This window comes from Bradyrhizobium sp. HKCCYLRH2060 (assembly GCF_051168135.1).
In the GTDB taxonomy this organism is placed as follows: Bacteria; Pseudomonadota; Alphaproteobacteria; order Rhizobiales; family Xanthobacteraceae; genus Bradyrhizobium.
In genome coordinates, this window is sequence record NZ_JBNPUK010000018.1 from 34,639 (window position 1) to 51,303 (window position 16,665).

A 16,665-nucleotide genomic window follows, 5' to 3' on the forward strand; every position below is an offset into this window, starting at 1 on the left:
AAGAGTAGCCAGCCGCCGAGGTGTTCCAAAATGAGTTATGTCGATAGCCGTAATTTGCTTTGACGATTAAGCGTGGCCGCGACCTCGAACCCACGCGGGAGCTGCCTACATCTCCACCAGCGCCTTCACCAGCCCGCTCTCCGCATCAGCCAGATCGTCGATCACGTCGAAATGGTGCCGGTCCGGCGCCTCGACATAGGCGGTCGTAGCACCCAAGCCGATCCAGATGTTTGCGAGCAATTGCGCCTGACGGCGGAATTCGTTGCGCTCGGCGCCGCCGACCCAGGCGGTGACCTTGACGCCGTCGATCGGCGCGAGCAGCGCCGGGCTCTCGCGCAGCGCCGTGGCGTCGTCGATATGTAGCGTGTCGTTCATCACGGTCCGCTGCAGCGGGCGCAGATCGTGCAGGCCGGAGAGCGAGACCACGCTGGTGATGCGCGCCTGTCGCTCCGGCGACAGCGGGGCGCCGCGGCAGATCATGCGGGTGACGAGATGGCCGCCGGCGGAATGGCCGGTCAGCGCCACGGGACCGGCGACCTCGTCCATCGCCTTCGCGACCGCCTGCGCGACATCGGCCGAAATGTCGGCGATGCCGACCTCGGGACACAGCCGGTAGGACGGCATCGCCACGGCAAAGCCGCGCGCGATTGGACCTTGCGCGAGATGCGACCAGAAGCTCTTGTCGAGCCGCATCCAGTAGCCGCCATGCACGAACACGACGAGCCCCTTTGGCGTGCCCTCAGGCAGGAACAGGTCGAGGCGCTGGCGCTCATGTGCGCCAAAGGCGATGTCGAGCCTGGCGCGGCCCTGCCCGGCCAACGCCGTTCGATACGCCTCGGCCGGCGCGACCCACAGGCCGGGCCAGCGCTCGCCACCGGCGATGTTCGGGCCGTTGGCATAGGCGTTGTCCCAGTCCTTGACGGCATACAGCATGAATATCTCCTGATCGAATGAGCGCGCGGCCCTATAGCCCGGTGCGCAGCTTCCAGAGTTCGGGGAACAGCACGATCTCCAGCATCTTGCGCAGATAGTTGACGCCTGACGTGCCGCCGGTGCCGGTCTTGAAGCCGATGATGCGCTCTACCGTGGTGACGTGATTGAAGCGCCACCGGCGGAAATAGTCCTCGAAGTCGACCAGCTTCTCGGCGAGCTCATACAGCTCCCAATGCCGCTGCGGATCGCGATAGACGCTGGTCCAGGCGGCCGCGACCTCCGGGCTCTCGGCGCGGGTGCCGCGCCAGTCGGTGCGCTGCCCGTCGATGCCGATGAAGAAGCCGCGCCGTGCCAAGAGCCGCAGTGCTTCGTCATACAGGCTGGGCTTCGCCAGGATCGCCTCCAGCTCGGCGGTCAGCTCCGGATGATGCGCATGCGGGCGCAGCATCGCCAGATTGCGGTTGCCGAGCAGGAATTCGATCGAGCGATACTGGAACGACTGGAAGCCGGAGGACTCGCCGAGCTTGTCGCGGAACAGCGTGTACTCGCTCGGCGTCATCGTGCGCAGCACGTCCCAGGCGCCGTTGAGCTGCTCGAAGATGCGCGACACTCTTGTCAGCATCTTGAACGCCGGCTGCACGTCGTCCCGGGCGATCGCCGCCATGGCGGCCTTGATCTCGTGGATCGCGAGCTTCATCCACAATTCGGAGGTCTGGTGCTGGATGATGAACAGGAGCTCATCATGCGCCGACGACAGCGGCGCCTGCGCATCGAGCAGGCGATCCAGCATCAGATAGTCGCCATAGGACATCCGTCCCTTGAAGTTCATCCGCGCCCCCTCGGTGGCGGGATCGTAGGGCGCGCTGCTCACGTCACGAGCTCCTTCTGGCGATACTCGGGCTTGTCCCACAGCTTGTCGGCAAGCACCTCTTCGAGAATGTCGACGGCGCCGCGCACCTCGCTCTCGCCGATGTAGAGCGGCGTGAAGCCGAAGCGCAGCGCGTCGGGCGCGCGGAAATCGCCGATCACGCCGCGCGCGATCAGCGCCCGCATGATCGCATAGCCGTCCGGATGGCGGAACGACACCTGGCTGCCGCGGCGCGACGCATCGCGCGGCGAGGCCAGTGTCAGCGACGGACAGCGCCTCTCGACCTCGGCGATGAACAATTCCGACAGCGCGATGGAGGCTTTGCGCACGTCCTGCATCGACACGCCGTCCCAGGCGTCGAGCGCGGCATCCAGCGCGGCCAATGCGATGATCGGCGGCGTGCCGATGCGCATCCGCTCGATGCCACCGCCGGGGCGATAATCGAGATCGAAGGCGAAAGGCGCCTCGTGGCCCATCCAGCCGGACAGCGCCGGCGGCGCGATGTCGGCATGACGCGGCGCGACATAGATGAAGGCCGGCGCGCCGGGACCGCCATTGAGATATTTGTAGGTGCAGCCGACCGCAAAGTCGGCCTCCGCGCCGGCGAGATCGACCGGCACCGCGCCGGCGGAATGCGCGAGGTCCCATACCGCGAGCGCGCCGGCCGCGTGCGCCTTTGCCGTCAGCACCTTCATGTCGTGCATGCGGCCGGTGCGGTAGTCCACCTCTGTCAGCATCAGCACCGCGACGCTGTCGTCGATCGCAGCCTCGACCTGCTCCGGCTCGACCACCTTCAAGGTGGCGCGGTCGCCGAGCATGCGGACCAGGCCCTGCGCCATGTAGAGATCGGACGGAAAATTGCCGCTGTCGGACAGGATCACGCGTCGCCCCGGATTGAGCGACAGCGCCGCGGCCAGCGCCTGATACACCTTGATCGAGAGCGTATCGCCCATCACGACCGTGCCGGGCGCGGCCCCGATCAGCTGCGCGATACGGTCGCCGACGCGGCGCGGCTGCACCATCCATCCCGCGCTATTCCAGCCGCGGATCAGCTCCCGTCCCCACTCAGCCTCGATCATCCGGGCAACGCGGGCGGGCACGGCGGACGGCAGCGCGCCGAGCGAATTGCCGTCGAGATAGATGACCCCGTCAGGGATCGTGAAGAGCGATCGAGTCGTGGAAAAATCGGTCATGCGGCTCCTGCTTCGTTCACGGCCTGAATGCATGATTCGCGCCGGATCAGGCCAGATCAAGCCGATCCCATCGCGACCGGCACCGCGCGGGCCGCATGGCTCGCGAAGACGTGACGATGGCGACACAATCCAGCCGGCCGATCGCCGCCGGCCCGCGACATTGACGCGCGACGGCAGGCTTGTCACGCGCTGTCCATGGCGCATGATGGATCGACCCGACCTGCCGATGGAGGACATGACATGCGCATTCTGATGCCGCTCGTCCTGCTGCTGTCACTGTTGGCCCACCCCGCCGCGGCGGCCGACGCCGGCGCGGCGCAGACCGTCATCCGCGCCCAGGAGCAGGCCCTGGCGCGCGACGACGGCGCGACCGCCTATGCCCAGGCCGCGCCGGAAATCCAGGCCTTGTTTCCGAGCGCCGAGATCTTCATGAGCATGGTCAAGAGCGGCTACCCGCCGGTCTATCGCCATCGCAGCTTCGAATTCGGCGCCGCCGAGGTCGAGGACGGCAGCGTCGCGCAGCGCGTCCACATCATCGATGCCGAGGGCGAGGCATGGGAGGCGCTCTACACGCTGCAGACCCAGCCCGACGGCAGCCTCAAGATCACCGGCTGCTCGCTGTTGAAGACGGGCCAGTCGGTCTAGCGCGAAGCGGTTCAGGTCACGCCGAACCGCTTCTTGAACTGCGCGACATTGATGAGGCCGCGACCGTGGCGGCCGTCGCCGATCTTCACCTCGCCATGATACGCCTCGACCGAGAAGCGGATGACGCGGCGCTCGACCTCGATCACCTCGGCAACCGTGCGAATGGTGGCGCCGACCGGCGACGCCGCGAGATGGCGGACGTTGACCTCGGTGCCGACCGTCACCCAGCCCGGCGGCAGCACCGGGTTGATGGCGTCGCCCGATGTCATCTCCATCTCCAGGATCATCATCGGCGTCGCATAGACCATGGGCATATGAGGAACAAAGTGCCCCACGGTGCGCTCCGGCGGCACCACCAGCAGGCGCTCGGCGCGCATGCCCGGTTTGATGATCTCACGTGCGTCCATGATGGCTCCAAGTTCAGATGTCGTCCCGGACAAGCTGCGACGCGCGTCAGTGCGGCGTAGTGCCGATCCGGGACCCATACGCCGCGGCGGTCGTGATGAGCAAATGGCCAACGACCAGCATGCCTCAAACCGCTTCCTGGGGCTGTGGTCCCTGGGCCGCGCGCAATTGCGCGCCGAGCAGGGACGACAGCAGCGCCTACTTCTTCTGCTCGGCCAGACGTTCGACGAAGGTCTTGCCGCCCTTCATCTTGTGCGTCAGCGGCGCCTCGTTGATCTGGATCACCACCGCTTCCGGATCGACGCCGAGATGCGTCACCAGGGCCTTGGTGATGTCACGCATCATGTTGGCCTTCTGCTCGTCGGTGCGGCCGGCGGCCATGCTCACTGTGATCTCGGGCATTCGTTGCTCCCTGTTAGTTAGTCCTGTCCCAAGCCTGTCATTGCCGGGCTTGCCCCGGCAATCCATCATTCTGAAATGAAAGGCCGTCGTGAAGCGATGGATGCGCGGGTCAAGCCCGCGCATGACGAGTCCTGTTACCCCCAGCTCACGTCGTGGCGCGCGAGCACCTCGCGGACGCCGGCGACGAGTTCGTCCTCCTTGGCTGAGAACTGCGCCGGGCGGCTCTCGCGCCATTCCTGGTTGGAGGCGATCGCGGCCGCCGCCTTGGCGCCCTCGATCAGGTCCTTGATCTGCACCTCGCCGCGCGCCTTCTCGTCCGAGCCCTGGATGATCACGCAGGGTGCGTTGCGGCGGTCGGCATATTTGAGCTGGTTGCCCATGTTCTTGGGATTGCCGAGATAGAGCTCGGCGCGGATGCCGTGATTGCGCAAGGTCGACACCATCTTCTGATAGTCGGCGACGCGGTCGCGGTCGAAGACCGTGACGACGACGGGGCCGAAAGCCGGCCGCGTGTCGAGCTTGCCGAGCAGGGTCAGCGCCGCCTGCAGCCGCGACACGCCGATCGAAAACCCGGTCGCCGGCACCGGCTCGCCGCGGAAACGCGAGACCAGCCCGTCATAACGACCACCGCCGCCGACCGAGCCGAAGCGCACGGGACGGCCCTTCTCGTCCTTGGTCTCGAGCAGGAGTTCGACTTCGTAGACCGGGCCGGTGTAGTATTCGAGACCGCGGACGACGGAGGGTTCGACGCGGACGCGGGTATAGCCATAACCGGCCGCGCTGCACAGCCTGGCGATCTCGGTCAGCTCGTTGACGCCTTCCACATAGGCCGGCGAGGACATGAACAATTTCTGCTGAGCAACGCTCGCCAAGACCTGGGCGTTGAACTGCAGATCCTGCTCCTCACCTTGAATTTGCGGCTCCGCGATCTTCATCTCGAAGAAGGCCAGCAGGGAGTCGATCTGACTTTCAGTCAGGCCCGCGCCCTTGGTGAAATCACCCTTGCCGACTTCGCCGCCGTCCCAGCGGCCCTCGCCGAGCAGCTTCTTGATCTCTGAAATCGGAAACTTGTCGGCCTTGTCGATTGCCCTGAGCACCGTCAGCCGACGGCCGGCGTGCTCATCACCGCCGATGCCGATCGCCTCCATCACGCCGTCGAGCACCTTGCGGTTGTTGACCTTCACGACATACGAGCCGCGCGGAATCCCCAGCGCCTCCATCGTATCGGCCGCCATCATGCACATCTCGGCGTCGGCCGCCGGCGAGCCGGAGCCGACGGTGTCGGCGTCGAACTGCATGAACTGGCGGAAGCGGCCGGGGCCCGGCTTCTCGTTGCGGAAGACGTAGCCGGCGCGATAGCTGCGATAGGGCTTGGGCAGCGCGTCGAAATTCTCGGCGACATAGCGCGCCAGCGGCGCAGTCAGGTCGTAGCGCAGCGAGATCCACTGCTCGTCATCGTCCTGGAACGAGAACACGCCCTCGTTCGGACGATCCTGGTCGGGCAGGAACTTGCCGAGCGCGTCGGTGTATTCGAATGCCGGCGTCTCCACCGGCTCGAAGCCGTAGCGCTCGTAGACGGCGCGGATCTTCTCGACCATCTCGCGCGTCGCGGCGATCGCCGCCGGGCCGCGATCCTCGAGCCCGCGCGGCAGCCGCGCCTTCAGCTTCTGGGGTTTCTTGGGTTTGTCGGACATCGGACTCGACACGTAGGGTGGGCAAAGCGCAGCGTGCCCACCATGGGCTGGATGACGTCGCAGCGGTGGGCACGGCCCGCTTGCGCGGTCCTTGGCCCACCCTGCGGGATGGAATGCGTTGCCTGAGGTGGTAGCAGCCGCGACAGGGTGCGGCAACCCGCGGGAGGCGTCGGTCACCCGCGCATCCATGTCAGTGAGAGCGAAGCTATCGCCATCCATGCGGTGCGCCCCCTCTCCCGCTTGCGGGGGAGGGAGCGCACCGTCAGCGGAGCCCCGCCCTACTTCACATCCCTGATCCACTGATGCGGATCCGCGCTGCGGCCGTACTGGATGTCGACCAGCTGCTTGCGCAGGCCCATGGCGACCGGGCCGGCCTCGCCGCCGTTGATCAGGACATCGCCGCTCGCCGAGCACACCTTGCCGATCGGGGAGATCACCGCGGCGGTGCCGCAGGCGAACGCCTCCTTCAGCTTGCCGCTCTTGGCATCCGCCCGCCACTGGTCGATCGAATATGCCTCCTCGCGCACCTCGCGGCCGGCATCGCGCGCCAGCGCGATCAGGGAGTCGCGGGTGATACCCGGCAGGATGGTGCCGAGCGGCGGCGTCGACAGCGAGCCATCGTCGAACACGAAGAACACGTTCATGCCGCCGAGCTCCTCGACATAGCGGCGCTCGATCGCATCCAGGAACACGACCTGGTCGCAGCCATGGGTGATCGCCTCGGCCTGCGCCTTGAGGCTCGCGGCATAATTGCCGCCGCACTTCACGCCGCCGGTGCCGCCGACGGCGGCGCGGGTGTAGTTCTCCGAGACCCAGATCGAGACCGGCGCCGGGCCGCCCTTGAAATAGGAGCCGACCGGCGAGGCGATCACCGCGAAGATGTACTCCGCCGACGGCTTCACGCCGAGGAACACCTCGCTGGCGATCATGAACGGGCGCAGATAGAGGCTGCCCTCGCCGCCCGGGATCCAGGCGCGGTCGATTTGAACCAGCCGCTCGACCGCCTCGATGAAGACCTCCGGCGGCAACTGCGCCATCGCCATGCGCTCGGCCGAATTCCAGAACCGCTTGGCATTGGCGTCGGGGCGGAACAGGTTCACGCCGCCGTCGTCGCGCTTGTAGGCCTTCAGCCCCTCGAAGATCTCCTGCGCGTAGTGCAGGACGGCGGCGGCCGGATCGAGCGGGAAGTTGGCGCGGGATTCGACCCGCGCACTGTGCCAGCCTTTGTCCTGGCTGTACTGGACCACGGCCATGTGATCGGTGAACACCCGGCCGAAGCCCGGGTTGGCGAGCTTGGCAGCGCGCTCCTGGTCGGAGGTCGGGTTCGTCGTCGGCTTGATGTCGAATGTCAAAGTCATGTCCTTGCTTCCCCCGCTCTGATCGCCATTCGCGAGTTCTGGGGCCGACCCGTCCGATCGGGCCAGTCGGCTTCTTGAATTTCGGACCTGCCGCGACCGGCTTTGGGCCGGTCCCCGGGCAAGCATGCCACCACAGGACATGCTTTTGCGCCCGGCGGAAGTCCAGTATGGTTTGCCGAAATGCCGCTCGACATCACACGGTTGTTCGATACGTCGCCCAAGGATGCCCGTCGGGGTTGCCTACGGCCCGTTCAGACACGCCTGGAGACCATCGCCCGCCGATGAAACGATCTAAAATTTCGTAGCGGACGATTGTTTTGTAACATTGAACCGCAGAAACGTCAATATGGCTGACATAAATTTCTCGTCCCCGACGTTGAGCCCCGAGCTGCGCGCGGCTGAGCCCTCCGCCGCCGCCGGCGAGCCGCTGCGCTGGGACATCATCGAGCTCCTGTTCTTCGCCTATCGCGACTTCGTCGGCGATGCCGACCACGAGCTGGAGGCGTTCGGCTTCGGCCGCGCGCATCACCGCGTGATGCATTTCGTCACACGCTATCCCGGCCTGAAGGTCGCCGATCTGCTCGACGTTCTCCGCATCACCAAGCAGTCGCTCGGACGCGTGCTCAAGCAGCTGCTGGACGAAGGCTACATCGTGCAGAAGACCGGCAACAACGACCGCCGGCAGCGCCTTCTTTTCGCCACGCCGAAGGGCGAGGCGCTGGTCGCCAAGCTGGCCGGGCTGCAGACGCGGCGCATCGACCGCGCGCTGGAGCAGATCGGGCCTGCTGGCGCCGAGAAGGTCCGGCAGTTCCTGCGCGCGATGATCGATCGCGACGATCCGGACAAGGTGCTGGAAGCCATCTTCAAGACGCCTGTCGCCGCTGCCAAGGAGTGACCGTGACGATCGCCGCCATCGCACCGCATCATCAGCAGACGCCGGCCGACGACGCACCGCATCTCCTGCTCGTCGACGACGACCGCCGCATCCGCGATCTGCTGTCTCGCTTCCTGCGCGGCGAAGGCTATCGCGTCACCACGGCGGCGAGCGCGAGCGACGCCCGCGCCAAGCTGACGGGGCTGCATTTCGATCTGCTGATCCTCGACGTGATGATGCCCGGCGAAAGCGGCTTCGACCTCGCCCGCTTCATCCGCACGCAATCCTCGGTGCCGATCGTGATGCTGACCGCGCGGGCCGAGCCGGAGAGCCGCATCGAGGGCCTGCAGCTCGGCGCCGACGACTACGTCGCAAAACCGTTCGAGCCGAGAGAGCTCGCGCTGCGCATCGGCAACATCCTCAAGCGGGCCGCGCCGCCTCCGGCGGAAGAGGTCGTCGAGCAGATCGGCTTCGGCCCGTTCGTCTACCATCTGGCGCGCGGCGAGCTGAAGCAGGGCGAGGAGATCGTCCACCTCACCGACCGCGAGCGCGAGATGCTGCGCATCCTTGCCAATGCCCGCGGCGAGACCGTGCCGCGCGGCGCGCTGACCGGCAACGGCACCGTCAACGAGCGCGCCGTCGACGTCCAGATCAACCGCCTGCGCCGCAAGCTGGAGAGCGATCCGGCCAACCCGCTGTTCCTGCAGGCCGTGCGCGGCATCGGCTACCGGCTGATGGTGACGGGTTGAGAGCGGGTTGATGACCGGCGGCTCCGACCACGTTGCTCTTCTTGCGCGTTGCGCCAGTGAGCACGCTTATTCTCTCCGGTTGGATTCGAGCTCTCGCCACGAGCGCGGTCTCAGCCTCTCCCCGCCTGCGGGGAGAGGTCGGATTGCATCGTCAGATGCAATCCGGGTGAGGGGGTACAGGTCTCACCACAAACACTCCCCGTGCGGCTGCCCCTCACCCCAGCCCTCTCCCCGTAAGAACGGGGAGAGGGAGCAGACCATCGCCGGTGCAAGAACTTCGATCCCATCCGCCAGGGCTGCGGCTCTCACTTCCTCGCCGCAAGAGTTGAGGCGCCCCAATCTCTCCCCGTCATTGCGAGCGAAGCGAAGCAATCCAGAGTCCCGCGATGACCCTGGATTGCTTCGTCGCTTCGCTCCTCGCAATGACGGCAGCGTCACCCGTGAGAGCAGATCCGCATGACCACGCTCGACACCGGCCTCACCCTGATCCGCACCGCCTCCCGCCGCGTGTCGCGCGCCAACAGCATCGTCGGCAACGCCTTCAAGGGCTGGATGCCGACCGGCCTGTATGCGCGGGCGCTGCTGATCATGATCGTGCCGATGGTGATCCTGCAGACGGTGGTCGCGGGCGTGTTCATGGAGCGGCACTGGAACACGGTGACGCGACGCCTGTCCGCCGCCGTGGTGCAGGACGTCGCCGCGCTGATCGACATCTACAAGGGCTATCCGCAGGACAAGGACCGCACCATGCTGCGCCGGATCGCACAGCAGCGGCTCAATCTCGTGGTCGACTTCCTGCCGGCCGGCGACATGCCGCCGCCGGGGCCAAAACCGTTCTTCAACCTGCTCGACCAGTCGCTGTCGAGCCAGATCGGCCGCCAGATCAGCCGCCCGTTCTGGATCGACACCGTCGGCCGCTCAAACCTGGTCGAGATCCGCATCGCGCTCGATGACGCCGTGATGCGCGTGTTCGCGCAGCGTGGCGCGGCCTATGCGTCGAACACCGACATCTTCCTGTTCTGGATGGTCGGCACGTCGTCGATCCTGCTGATCGTCTCGGTGCTGTTCCTGCGCAACCAGATCAAGCCGATCCTGCGGCTCGCGGATGCCGCCGAGAGTTTCGGCAAGGGCCGCGAGGTGCCGAACTTCCGCCCGCGCGGCGCGCGCGAGGTGCGGCGCGCGGCGCACGCCTTCCTGGAGATGAAGGCGCGCATCGAGCGCACCCTCGAGCAGCGCACGGCGATGTTGGCAGGCGTCAGCCACGATCTGCGCACCATCCTGACGCGCTTCAAGCTTGAGCTGGCGCTGCTCGGCGACAGCCCGGAGATCGACGCCATGCGCAAGGACGTCGACGAGATGTCGCACATGCTGGAGGACTATCTCGCCTTCGCGCGCGGCGACAATGGCGAGATCGCGCAGCCGACCGACATCTCCAACGCGCTCGAGGAGCTGCGCAGCGACGCCGAGCGCAACGGCCATTCCGCCACGGTATCGTTCCACGGGCTGCCGGTGGTGACCGTGAAACCGCAGGCGCTGAAGCGCTGCCTCGGCAATCTCGTCTCCAACGCCGCCCGCCATGCCGACGCGATCGCCATCACCGGCCATCGCGACCACCGCTACCTCACCATCACCGTCGACGATGACGGCCCGGGCATCCCGGCCGACATGCGCGAGGAGGTGTTCAAGCCGTTCCTGCGCCTCGACGACGCGCGCAACCAGGACGAGGGCGGCACCGGCCTCGGCCTCGCCATCGCCCGCGACATCGCGCGCTCGCACGGCGGCGATATCACGCTGGGTGACAGCCCGATGGGCGGCCTGCGCGCGAGCGTGCGGATCCCGGTGTAGCGCGCCGGTTTAGCTCATTCCTGCGCGATCACGGCGTCGAGCCACGCGCAGTTCAGCGGCGGAACGCGCGGATCCGGCACGCGAACGCCGCGTGCAGCCGCGGACAGCCGCATGTCGCGCAGGCGCTTGCGCTGCTCATCCGGCAAATACAAGCGCTCGTGTCCCCACAATGACGGACCGTCGAAGGTCTCATGCGGCTGCCAGGTCGCGGGATCGATCAGCCGGCCACCCCAGCCATATTCGATGAAGAAGCCGGAGGGCGTGTTGACGTAGAAAGAGGTCATGTGGTCGTTGGTATGACGGCCCAGCGTGTAGGCCACGCGCCCGTCGTCGAGCTGCGCCAGGTCGTAGCCCTGGCCGACGTCGTCGAGGCTGCCGAGCTCCACCATGAAATGATGCAGCGTACGGCGGCCCGAGCCGACCATCGCAAAACTATGGTGGCGGCCGTTGACGTGGAAGAAATACAGCTTGTAAGGCGTCAGGCCGAAGTCGGACACTTGGAAGCCGAGCAGGTCGCGATAGAACCGCAGCAGCGGCTCGACGTCCTCGACATTGAGCACGACGTGTCCCATGCCGAGCGGCCCGGTGCGAAAACCGGAGATCGGACGTCCCGGCCTAAAGGGATCCGAGGCGACGGCCGCCCCCCAGAACACCTCGATCGTGTTGCCGGCCGGATCCTGAAAGCAGATCAGCTCGGTGACATGACGCTCATCGGCCAGCGCCTGCGAACCACGGGCCACCTTCACGCCGTTGTCGTCGAGACGGCCCGCCAGGCGCGCGAGCGCGGCGCCGTCGCCGACCTCCCAGCCCATGACGGCGAGCCCGCCATCGCCGCTGCCATCGACGATCAGCCGCTGCTTGCGATCATCCATCCGATAGGCCTGCACGCTGGCCGCGCGATCCACGCGCTGCATCCCGAGGAGTTCGGTCGCCATGCGTCCCCACTGCTCCGCCTGGGACGACTTGATGCCGATGTAACCGAGCGCCGTTATTTCCATCTTGTTGTCTCCCGAAAGGCGCGGGCGGAATTTCGTATCAGCTCCGCGCGGTCCTGCAGTAGACTGCCGCCCCTGCATCCGGCTCGCGTTCTCAAGACGGTATCGGCGGACGGAAACGAAGAACAGGGAGGATTTTCCAAGTGTCCAAGCAACGGACGCGATCTCCGCAAGCCCGTCCTGCGGAGGGTGTCCGCGCCTTCAAGCGGGGCCTCGACGTGCTGCGCGCGGTCAATCGGTCCGGCGGCATTCGCGCCGGCGACGTGGCCCGCCAGCTCGATCTGCCGCGGCCCACGGTCTATCGGTTGCTCGAAACACTCGAGGAACTCGGCTATGTCGCGCGCAGCGCCAGCGACGACCGCTTCCGGGTGACGCGCCACGCGCTGAGCCTCGGAGACGGCTATGATCCCGGCATCTTCATCTGCCAGGTCGCCGCGCCCTATCTCGCCGAGCTCAGCCGCAGCCTGATCTGGCCGGTCGATCTGTCGACTTATGAGAACGGCGCGATGGTCATCCAGGAGACCACGCATGCGCGCAGCCCGCTCTCGATCGATCGCAGCATGATCGGCAAGCGCCTGCCGATGCTGCAGACCTCGGCCGGCCGGGCCTATCTCGCCGCTTGCCCACCCGCCGAGCGGGACATCATCATCAACCACCTGCGACGCATCGAGGATGCCGAGGACGCTTCCTTCCTCGCGCCCGAGCGGCTGCAGCGCATGATGAATGAAACGTCTCAGCGCGGCTATGCAATCCGCAACGAGGGCGAGTTCAATCCGAAGACGTCATCGATCGCGGTGCCGATCGTGCGGGGCGACGTCGTGTTCGGCTGCATGTCGATCATCTGGATCCGCTCCGCCATGACCCTGGAGGAGGCTGTCGCCCAGTACGCGGCGCCATTGCGCGACGCCGCAGCCGCGATCCCCGTCCAGGCCTGAGCGTCCGCTGGGCGGACAGTTCGTGACCGCGCCTTGAAGGTGCGAGGCGGTTGCGGAACAGATGCGACCATGAGCAACATGGCCGCACACTCCGGAAGCTTCGACGTCGTCATCGTCGGTCGCGGGCCCGTCGGCTCGACGCTCGCCAACCTGCTCGGCCTGTGCGGCATCCGCACCCTGGTCCTGGAGCGCGAAGCCAAGGCTTATCACTTGCCGCGCGCAGTGCATTTCGATGACGAATGCATGCGCGTGTTCCAGACCATCGGTCTCGCCGACGCCATCCTGCCCCACATCACTTTAAGTCCCGGGATGCGCTTCGTCGATGCGGAGGGACGGTTGCTGCTGGACTGGCCGCGCCCCAGCGCGCCGACAGCGATGGGCTGGAATCTGAGCTACCGCTTTCACCAGCCCGATCTCGAAGCCGTGCTCAACAATGGCCTGGAGCGCTGGCCTCATGTCGAGCTGCGCACGCGCTGCGATGTGTTCGCGCTGGAGCAGAACCAGGACGGCGCCCGCGTTCGCTATGAGGATCTCGCCACGGGCCAGCTGGTCGATATCTCCTGCGCTTATGTGGTCGGCTGCGACGGAGCACGCTCGCTCGTGCGGCGCTTCATCGGCTCGGCGCTGGACGATCTCGGCTTTCACGAGCGCTGGCTGGTCTGCGACGTGCTGCTCAGGCAAGAGCGGACCGATCTCGGCGATTTCAGCGTCCAGCACTGCAACAAGCAGCGTCCCGCGACCTACATTCGCGGCACCGGCAACCGCCGACGCTGGGAAATTACGGTTCAGCCTGACGAAGACGCCGCCGAGATCACGCGGCCGGCGCGCGTGTGGGAGCTGCTCTCGCCCTGGCTCCGGCCCGCAGAGGCCGAGATCGAACGCGCCGCTGTCTACACCTTCCACTCAGCGGTGGCGCAGCAATGGCGTAGCGGACGGTTGCTGCTCGCAGGTGATTCCGCGCATCAGACCCCGCCGTTCCTTGGCCAAGGCATGTGTGCCGGCATTCGCGATGCAGCCAACCTCGCGTGGAAGCTGGCCCATGTGATCGCCGGCAAGGCAACGCCTGATCTTCTCGACACCTATCAAAGCGAGCGCGCGCCGCATGTACGCGAGTTCATCGAGCTCGCGATCCGGCTGGGCGGACTCATCAACACCAAGGCGGTCGAGTCGGCGCTCGCGACCGGCACGGCACAGGGCGACGGCCAGCTCAAGCTCGACGTGCAGAAGCCGCTGCTCGGCCCGGGCCTGGCCTGTGGCGATCGCAGCATGACCGGAAAGCTGGCGCCGCAATTCCGCAGCCGCGATCTCGGCCGCAGCGACGACCGCATCGGTTATCGCTTCGCGCTGTTGTGCCGGTCAGGACTCGGTGCCGCAGTGATCGAGCAGCATCATGCCCGCCTGACGGCCGCTGACGTCGCCGTCATCTGCGGCGAGGAAGCTGGCGGCCTCGACGGCTGGCTCGATCAGCACGGCTTCGACGCCGTGCTGATGCGCCCCGACCGCTACATCCTGGGCGCTGTCCGCACGGGCGAAGATCCCGCGGTGCTGTTGTCAGGCCTCGCCTTCCTCGCACCGCTGCCGAACGCGGCCTGAGCGTTTCCGTTCCTTTTGAGAGGGTTCACGTATGAAGCTGGTTTCCTTTGTCATCGACGGTCGTGCGGGCTACGGCGTAGTGAAAGGCGATGGTGTCGTCGACCTCGGCCGGCGGCTGTCGTCGAAGAGCCTGCGCGCGCTGCTTGAGGCCCATGCGCTCGGCGACGCCGCCGCGCTGCTCGCCTCCGAACCGGCCGACTATCCGCTCGACGCGATCGCCTTCGCGCCCGTCATTCCCGATCCCGGCAAGATCATCTGCGTCGGCCTGAACTATCGCGACCACGTCGCCGAGACCGGGCGAACCGTCACCGAGAAGCCGGCGCTGTTCGCGCGCTTTCCGACCAGCCAGGTGGGACATCTGCAACCGATCGTTCGCCCTGCTGTCTCCGATCATTTCGACTACGAGGGCGAGCTCGCGCTCGTGATCGGGAAAGCCGGCCGGCATGTCCGGCGCGAGGACGCGCTCACGCACATCGCCGGCTATTCCTGCTACAATGAAGGCAGCATCCGCGACTGGCAGCGCCATACGTCGCAATTCCTGTCGGGCAAGACCTTCGATCAGTCCGGCGCGTTCGGCCCCTGGCTCGTCACCGCCGACGAAATTCCCGACCCGTCCAGGCTGACGCTGCAGACCCGCCTCAATGGCGAGACCGTGCAGCGGACCACCACGGACCTGCTCATCACCGACGTGCCTGATCTGATCGTCTATTGCTCGGAGATCATGACCTTGCTGCCGGGCGACGTGATCGTCACCGGCACGCCGGGAGGCGTCGGCTTCAAGCGCACTCCGCCACTGTTCATGAAGCCCGGCGATACGGTCGATGTCGAGATCTCGGGCATCGGCGTCCTGCGCAATCCCGTGGCCGCCGAACCGGCGGCCTGACGTCTCCGCCTCGCGGAGCCGCGCGGCGCACCAACCAAACACGACATAACAAACAAAGTCGTTGAATCCGGGGAGGATCATCATGTCGCGACGTCTCACAGCGGGCATCGCCGCGCTGTTGCTGCTTGCAGGCTCATCCGCGCAGGCGGACATCAAAGGGAAAGCCATCCGGATTGGCGTGCTCACCGACATGACCGGCATCTTTGCGACCGCGATGGGGCCCGGCTCGGTGGAAGCGGCACGGATGGCCGCAGAGGAATTCGGCGGCAACATCAACGGCAGGCCGATCGAGATCCTTCAGGCGGACCACCAGAACAAGCCGGATATCGCGGTCGCGATCGCCCGGCGCTGGTTCGAACAGGACGGCGTGCAGGCGATCGCGGACGGCGGCAGCTCCGGCGCGGCGCTCGGCGTCCAGGAGCTGGTGCGCAGCAACGGCAGGATCTTCCTCGTCTCGGGGGCCGGCGCCAACCAGCTCACCGACGAGGCGTGCGCGCCGACCTCGGTGCAATGGACGCACGACGCCTATTCGACCGCCACCGCCGTCGTCTCGGGCATCATGCAGACCAGCAAGGAGCCGTGGTTCTTCATCACCGGCGACTATGCGTTCGGCCATTCGGTCGAGGCGACCGCGCGCGCCCGCATCGCCGAGCTCGGCGGCACGGTCGCCGGCAGCGTCAAGGCGCAGCTCGGCACGCCGGATTACGGCTCGTTCCTGTTGCAGGCCCAGGCCTCCAGCGCCAAGATCCTGGCGCTCAACGTCGCCGGCGACAATGCCACCGCCATCAAGCAGGCCGAGGAATTCGGGCTTGCGGCCCAGGGGATGAAGATCGTGCCGATGTCGTTCCAGAACGTCGACATCGAAGCCATCGGCCTCAGGGCGACGCAGGGCGATCTCATCGTCACCAGCTTCTTCGAGGACGCCTCCCCCGCCGCGCGCCGCTTCTCCGACGCGTTCTACGCGCGCCGCAAGGCGATGCCGTCACAGATCCAGGCCGGGGTTTATTCGGCCGTGCGGCACTATCTGCAGGCGGTGAAGGATGCGGACAGCGACGACGGCGCAACGGTGATGGCGAAGATGAAATCCACACCGGTCTCGGACGCCTATGCGGACCACGGTCAGATCCGCGACGACCAGCGCATGGTGCACGACCTGTACCTCGTCCAGGTCAAGACTCCCGCCGAATCGAAGGGCCCCTGGGACTTCGTCAAGCTGGTGACGAAGATCGCCCCCGATCAGGCGTTTCGTCCGCTCGACCGCAGCAAGTGCGGCCTGGTCGGCAAGTGAGCACA

16 protein-coding genes are annotated in these 16,665 nt (G+C 66.5%); 8 read left to right on the forward strand and 8 right to left on the reverse strand.

The annotated features are described in order from the left end of the window. Positions 1-105 precede the first annotated feature (105 nt). From ACQR10_RS27625 to kynU, 3 genes are read right to left on the reverse strand one after another with little or no spacing between them, the layout of a single operon-like run. Positions 106-933 carry an alpha/beta hydrolase gene (locus ACQR10_RS27625; RefSeq protein WP_316217099.1) on the reverse strand — a complete coding sequence of 276 codons (828 nt, stop codon included), beginning with the start codon at positions 931-933 and terminating at the stop codon, positions 106-108. A gap of 31 nt (positions 934-964) precedes the next feature. Continuing rightward, complete coding sequence (gene kynA / locus ACQR10_RS27630) at positions 965-1,804, reverse strand: tryptophan 2,3-dioxygenase (protein WP_315801975.1); 840 nt, start codon at positions 1,802-1,804, stop codon at positions 965-967. Continuing rightward, positions 1,801-2,994, reverse strand: a complete 1,194-nt coding sequence (gene kynU / locus ACQR10_RS27635) for a kynureninase (RefSeq protein ID WP_316217100.1) — start codon at positions 2,992-2,994, stop codon at positions 1,801-1,803. Before kynU ends, kynA begins: the two co-directional genes overlap by 4 nt. Before the next feature lie 240 nt (positions 2,995-3,234). On the opposite strand from kynU, the gene ACQR10_RS27640 reads away from it, so the two are divergent. Next, positions 3,235-3,639, forward strand: a complete 405-nt coding sequence (locus ACQR10_RS27640; RefSeq protein WP_316217101.1) for a DUF4864 domain-containing protein — start codon at positions 3,235-3,237, stop codon at positions 3,637-3,639. Positions 3,640-3,650: 11 nt separating this feature from the next. Here ACQR10_RS27640 and ACQR10_RS27645 read toward each other — a convergent pair whose 3' ends face one another. The 4 genes from ACQR10_RS27645 to ACQR10_RS27660 form a co-directional block, all read right to left on the reverse strand. Beyond that, positions 3,651-4,046, reverse strand: coding sequence for a thioesterase family protein (locus ACQR10_RS27645; RefSeq protein WP_315801972.1), 396 nt, complete (start codon positions 4,044-4,046; stop codon positions 3,651-3,653). Between the two features lie 196 nt (positions 4,047-4,242). Further along, positions 4,243-4,680 (reverse strand): tautomerase family protein, encoded by a 438-nt coding sequence (locus tag ACQR10_RS27650; RefSeq protein ID WP_316183192.1) that lies wholly within the window; start codon positions 4,678-4,680, stop codon positions 4,243-4,245. Next, complete coding sequence (hisS, locus tag ACQR10_RS27655; protein ID WP_410051431.1) at positions 4,581-6,359, reverse strand: histidine--tRNA ligase; 1,779 nt, start codon at positions 6,357-6,359, stop codon at positions 4,581-4,583. Before hisS ends, ACQR10_RS27650 begins: the two co-directional genes overlap by 100 nt. A gap of 59 nt (positions 6,360-6,418) precedes the next feature. Then, a complete protein-coding gene (locus tag ACQR10_RS27660; protein ID WP_316217102.1) occupies positions 6,419-7,498 on the reverse strand; it encodes a branched-chain amino acid aminotransferase in 1,080 nt (359 codons plus the stop codon). A gap of 346 nt (positions 7,499-7,844) precedes the next feature. Here ACQR10_RS27660 and ACQR10_RS27665 point away from each other — a divergent pair, with 346 nt between their 5' ends. The 3 genes from ACQR10_RS27665 (at position 7,845) to ACQR10_RS27675 (ending at position 10,966) form a co-directional block, all read left to right on the forward strand. Continuing rightward, a complete protein-coding gene (locus ACQR10_RS27665; RefSeq protein ID WP_315801969.1) occupies positions 7,845-8,393 on the forward strand; it encodes a MarR family winged helix-turn-helix transcriptional regulator in 549 nt (182 codons plus the stop codon). After that, on the forward strand, positions 8,390-9,121 hold the full coding sequence (locus ACQR10_RS27670) for a response regulator transcription factor (RefSeq protein WP_315801968.1): 732 nt from the start codon (positions 8,390-8,392) through the stop codon (positions 9,119-9,121). The genes ACQR10_RS27665 and ACQR10_RS27670 overlap by 4 nt, the downstream gene beginning before the upstream one ends. A gap of 456 nt (positions 9,122-9,577) precedes the next feature. Continuing rightward, positions 9,578-10,966 (forward strand): ATP-binding protein, encoded by a 1,389-nt coding sequence (locus ACQR10_RS27675; RefSeq protein WP_316183195.1) that lies wholly within the window; start codon positions 9,578-9,580, stop codon positions 10,964-10,966. 14 nt (positions 10,967-10,980) lie between these two features. Here the strand turns inward: ACQR10_RS27675 and ACQR10_RS27680 are convergent, their stop codons facing one another. Then, positions 10,981-11,964 (reverse strand): VOC family protein, encoded by a 984-nt coding sequence (locus ACQR10_RS27680; RefSeq protein ID WP_316217103.1) that lies wholly within the window; start codon positions 11,962-11,964, stop codon positions 10,981-10,983. Positions 11,965-12,104: 140 nt separating this feature from the next. Between ACQR10_RS27680 and ACQR10_RS27685 the strand changes: the two genes are divergently transcribed. The 4 genes from ACQR10_RS27685 to ACQR10_RS27700 all read left to right on the forward strand — a co-directional run bounded on the left by ACQR10_RS27685 (position 12,105) and on the right by ACQR10_RS27700 (position 16,660). Then, complete coding sequence (locus ACQR10_RS27685; protein ID WP_316183197.1) at positions 12,105-12,896, forward strand: DNA-binding transcriptional regulator; 792 nt, start codon at positions 12,105-12,107, stop codon at positions 12,894-12,896. 69 nt (positions 12,897-12,965) lie between these two features. Further along, the gene (locus tag ACQR10_RS27690; protein WP_316217104.1) at positions 12,966-14,489 is read left to right on the forward strand and encodes a bifunctional 3-(3-hydroxy-phenyl)propionate/3-hydroxycinnamic acid hydroxylase; all 1,524 of its coding nucleotides are present in this window, start codon (positions 12,966-12,968) and stop codon (positions 14,487-14,489) included. A gap of 31 nt (positions 14,490-14,520) precedes the next feature. Further along, positions 14,521-15,372, forward strand: a complete 852-nt coding sequence (locus tag ACQR10_RS27695) for a fumarylacetoacetate hydrolase family protein (protein WP_316217105.1) — start codon at positions 14,521-14,523, stop codon at positions 15,370-15,372. 82 nt (positions 15,373-15,454) lie between these two features. After that, complete coding sequence (locus ACQR10_RS27700; protein WP_316217106.1) at positions 15,455-16,660, forward strand: ABC transporter substrate-binding protein; 1,206 nt, start codon at positions 15,455-15,457, stop codon at positions 16,658-16,660. Positions 16,661-16,665: the final 5 nt, after the last annotated feature.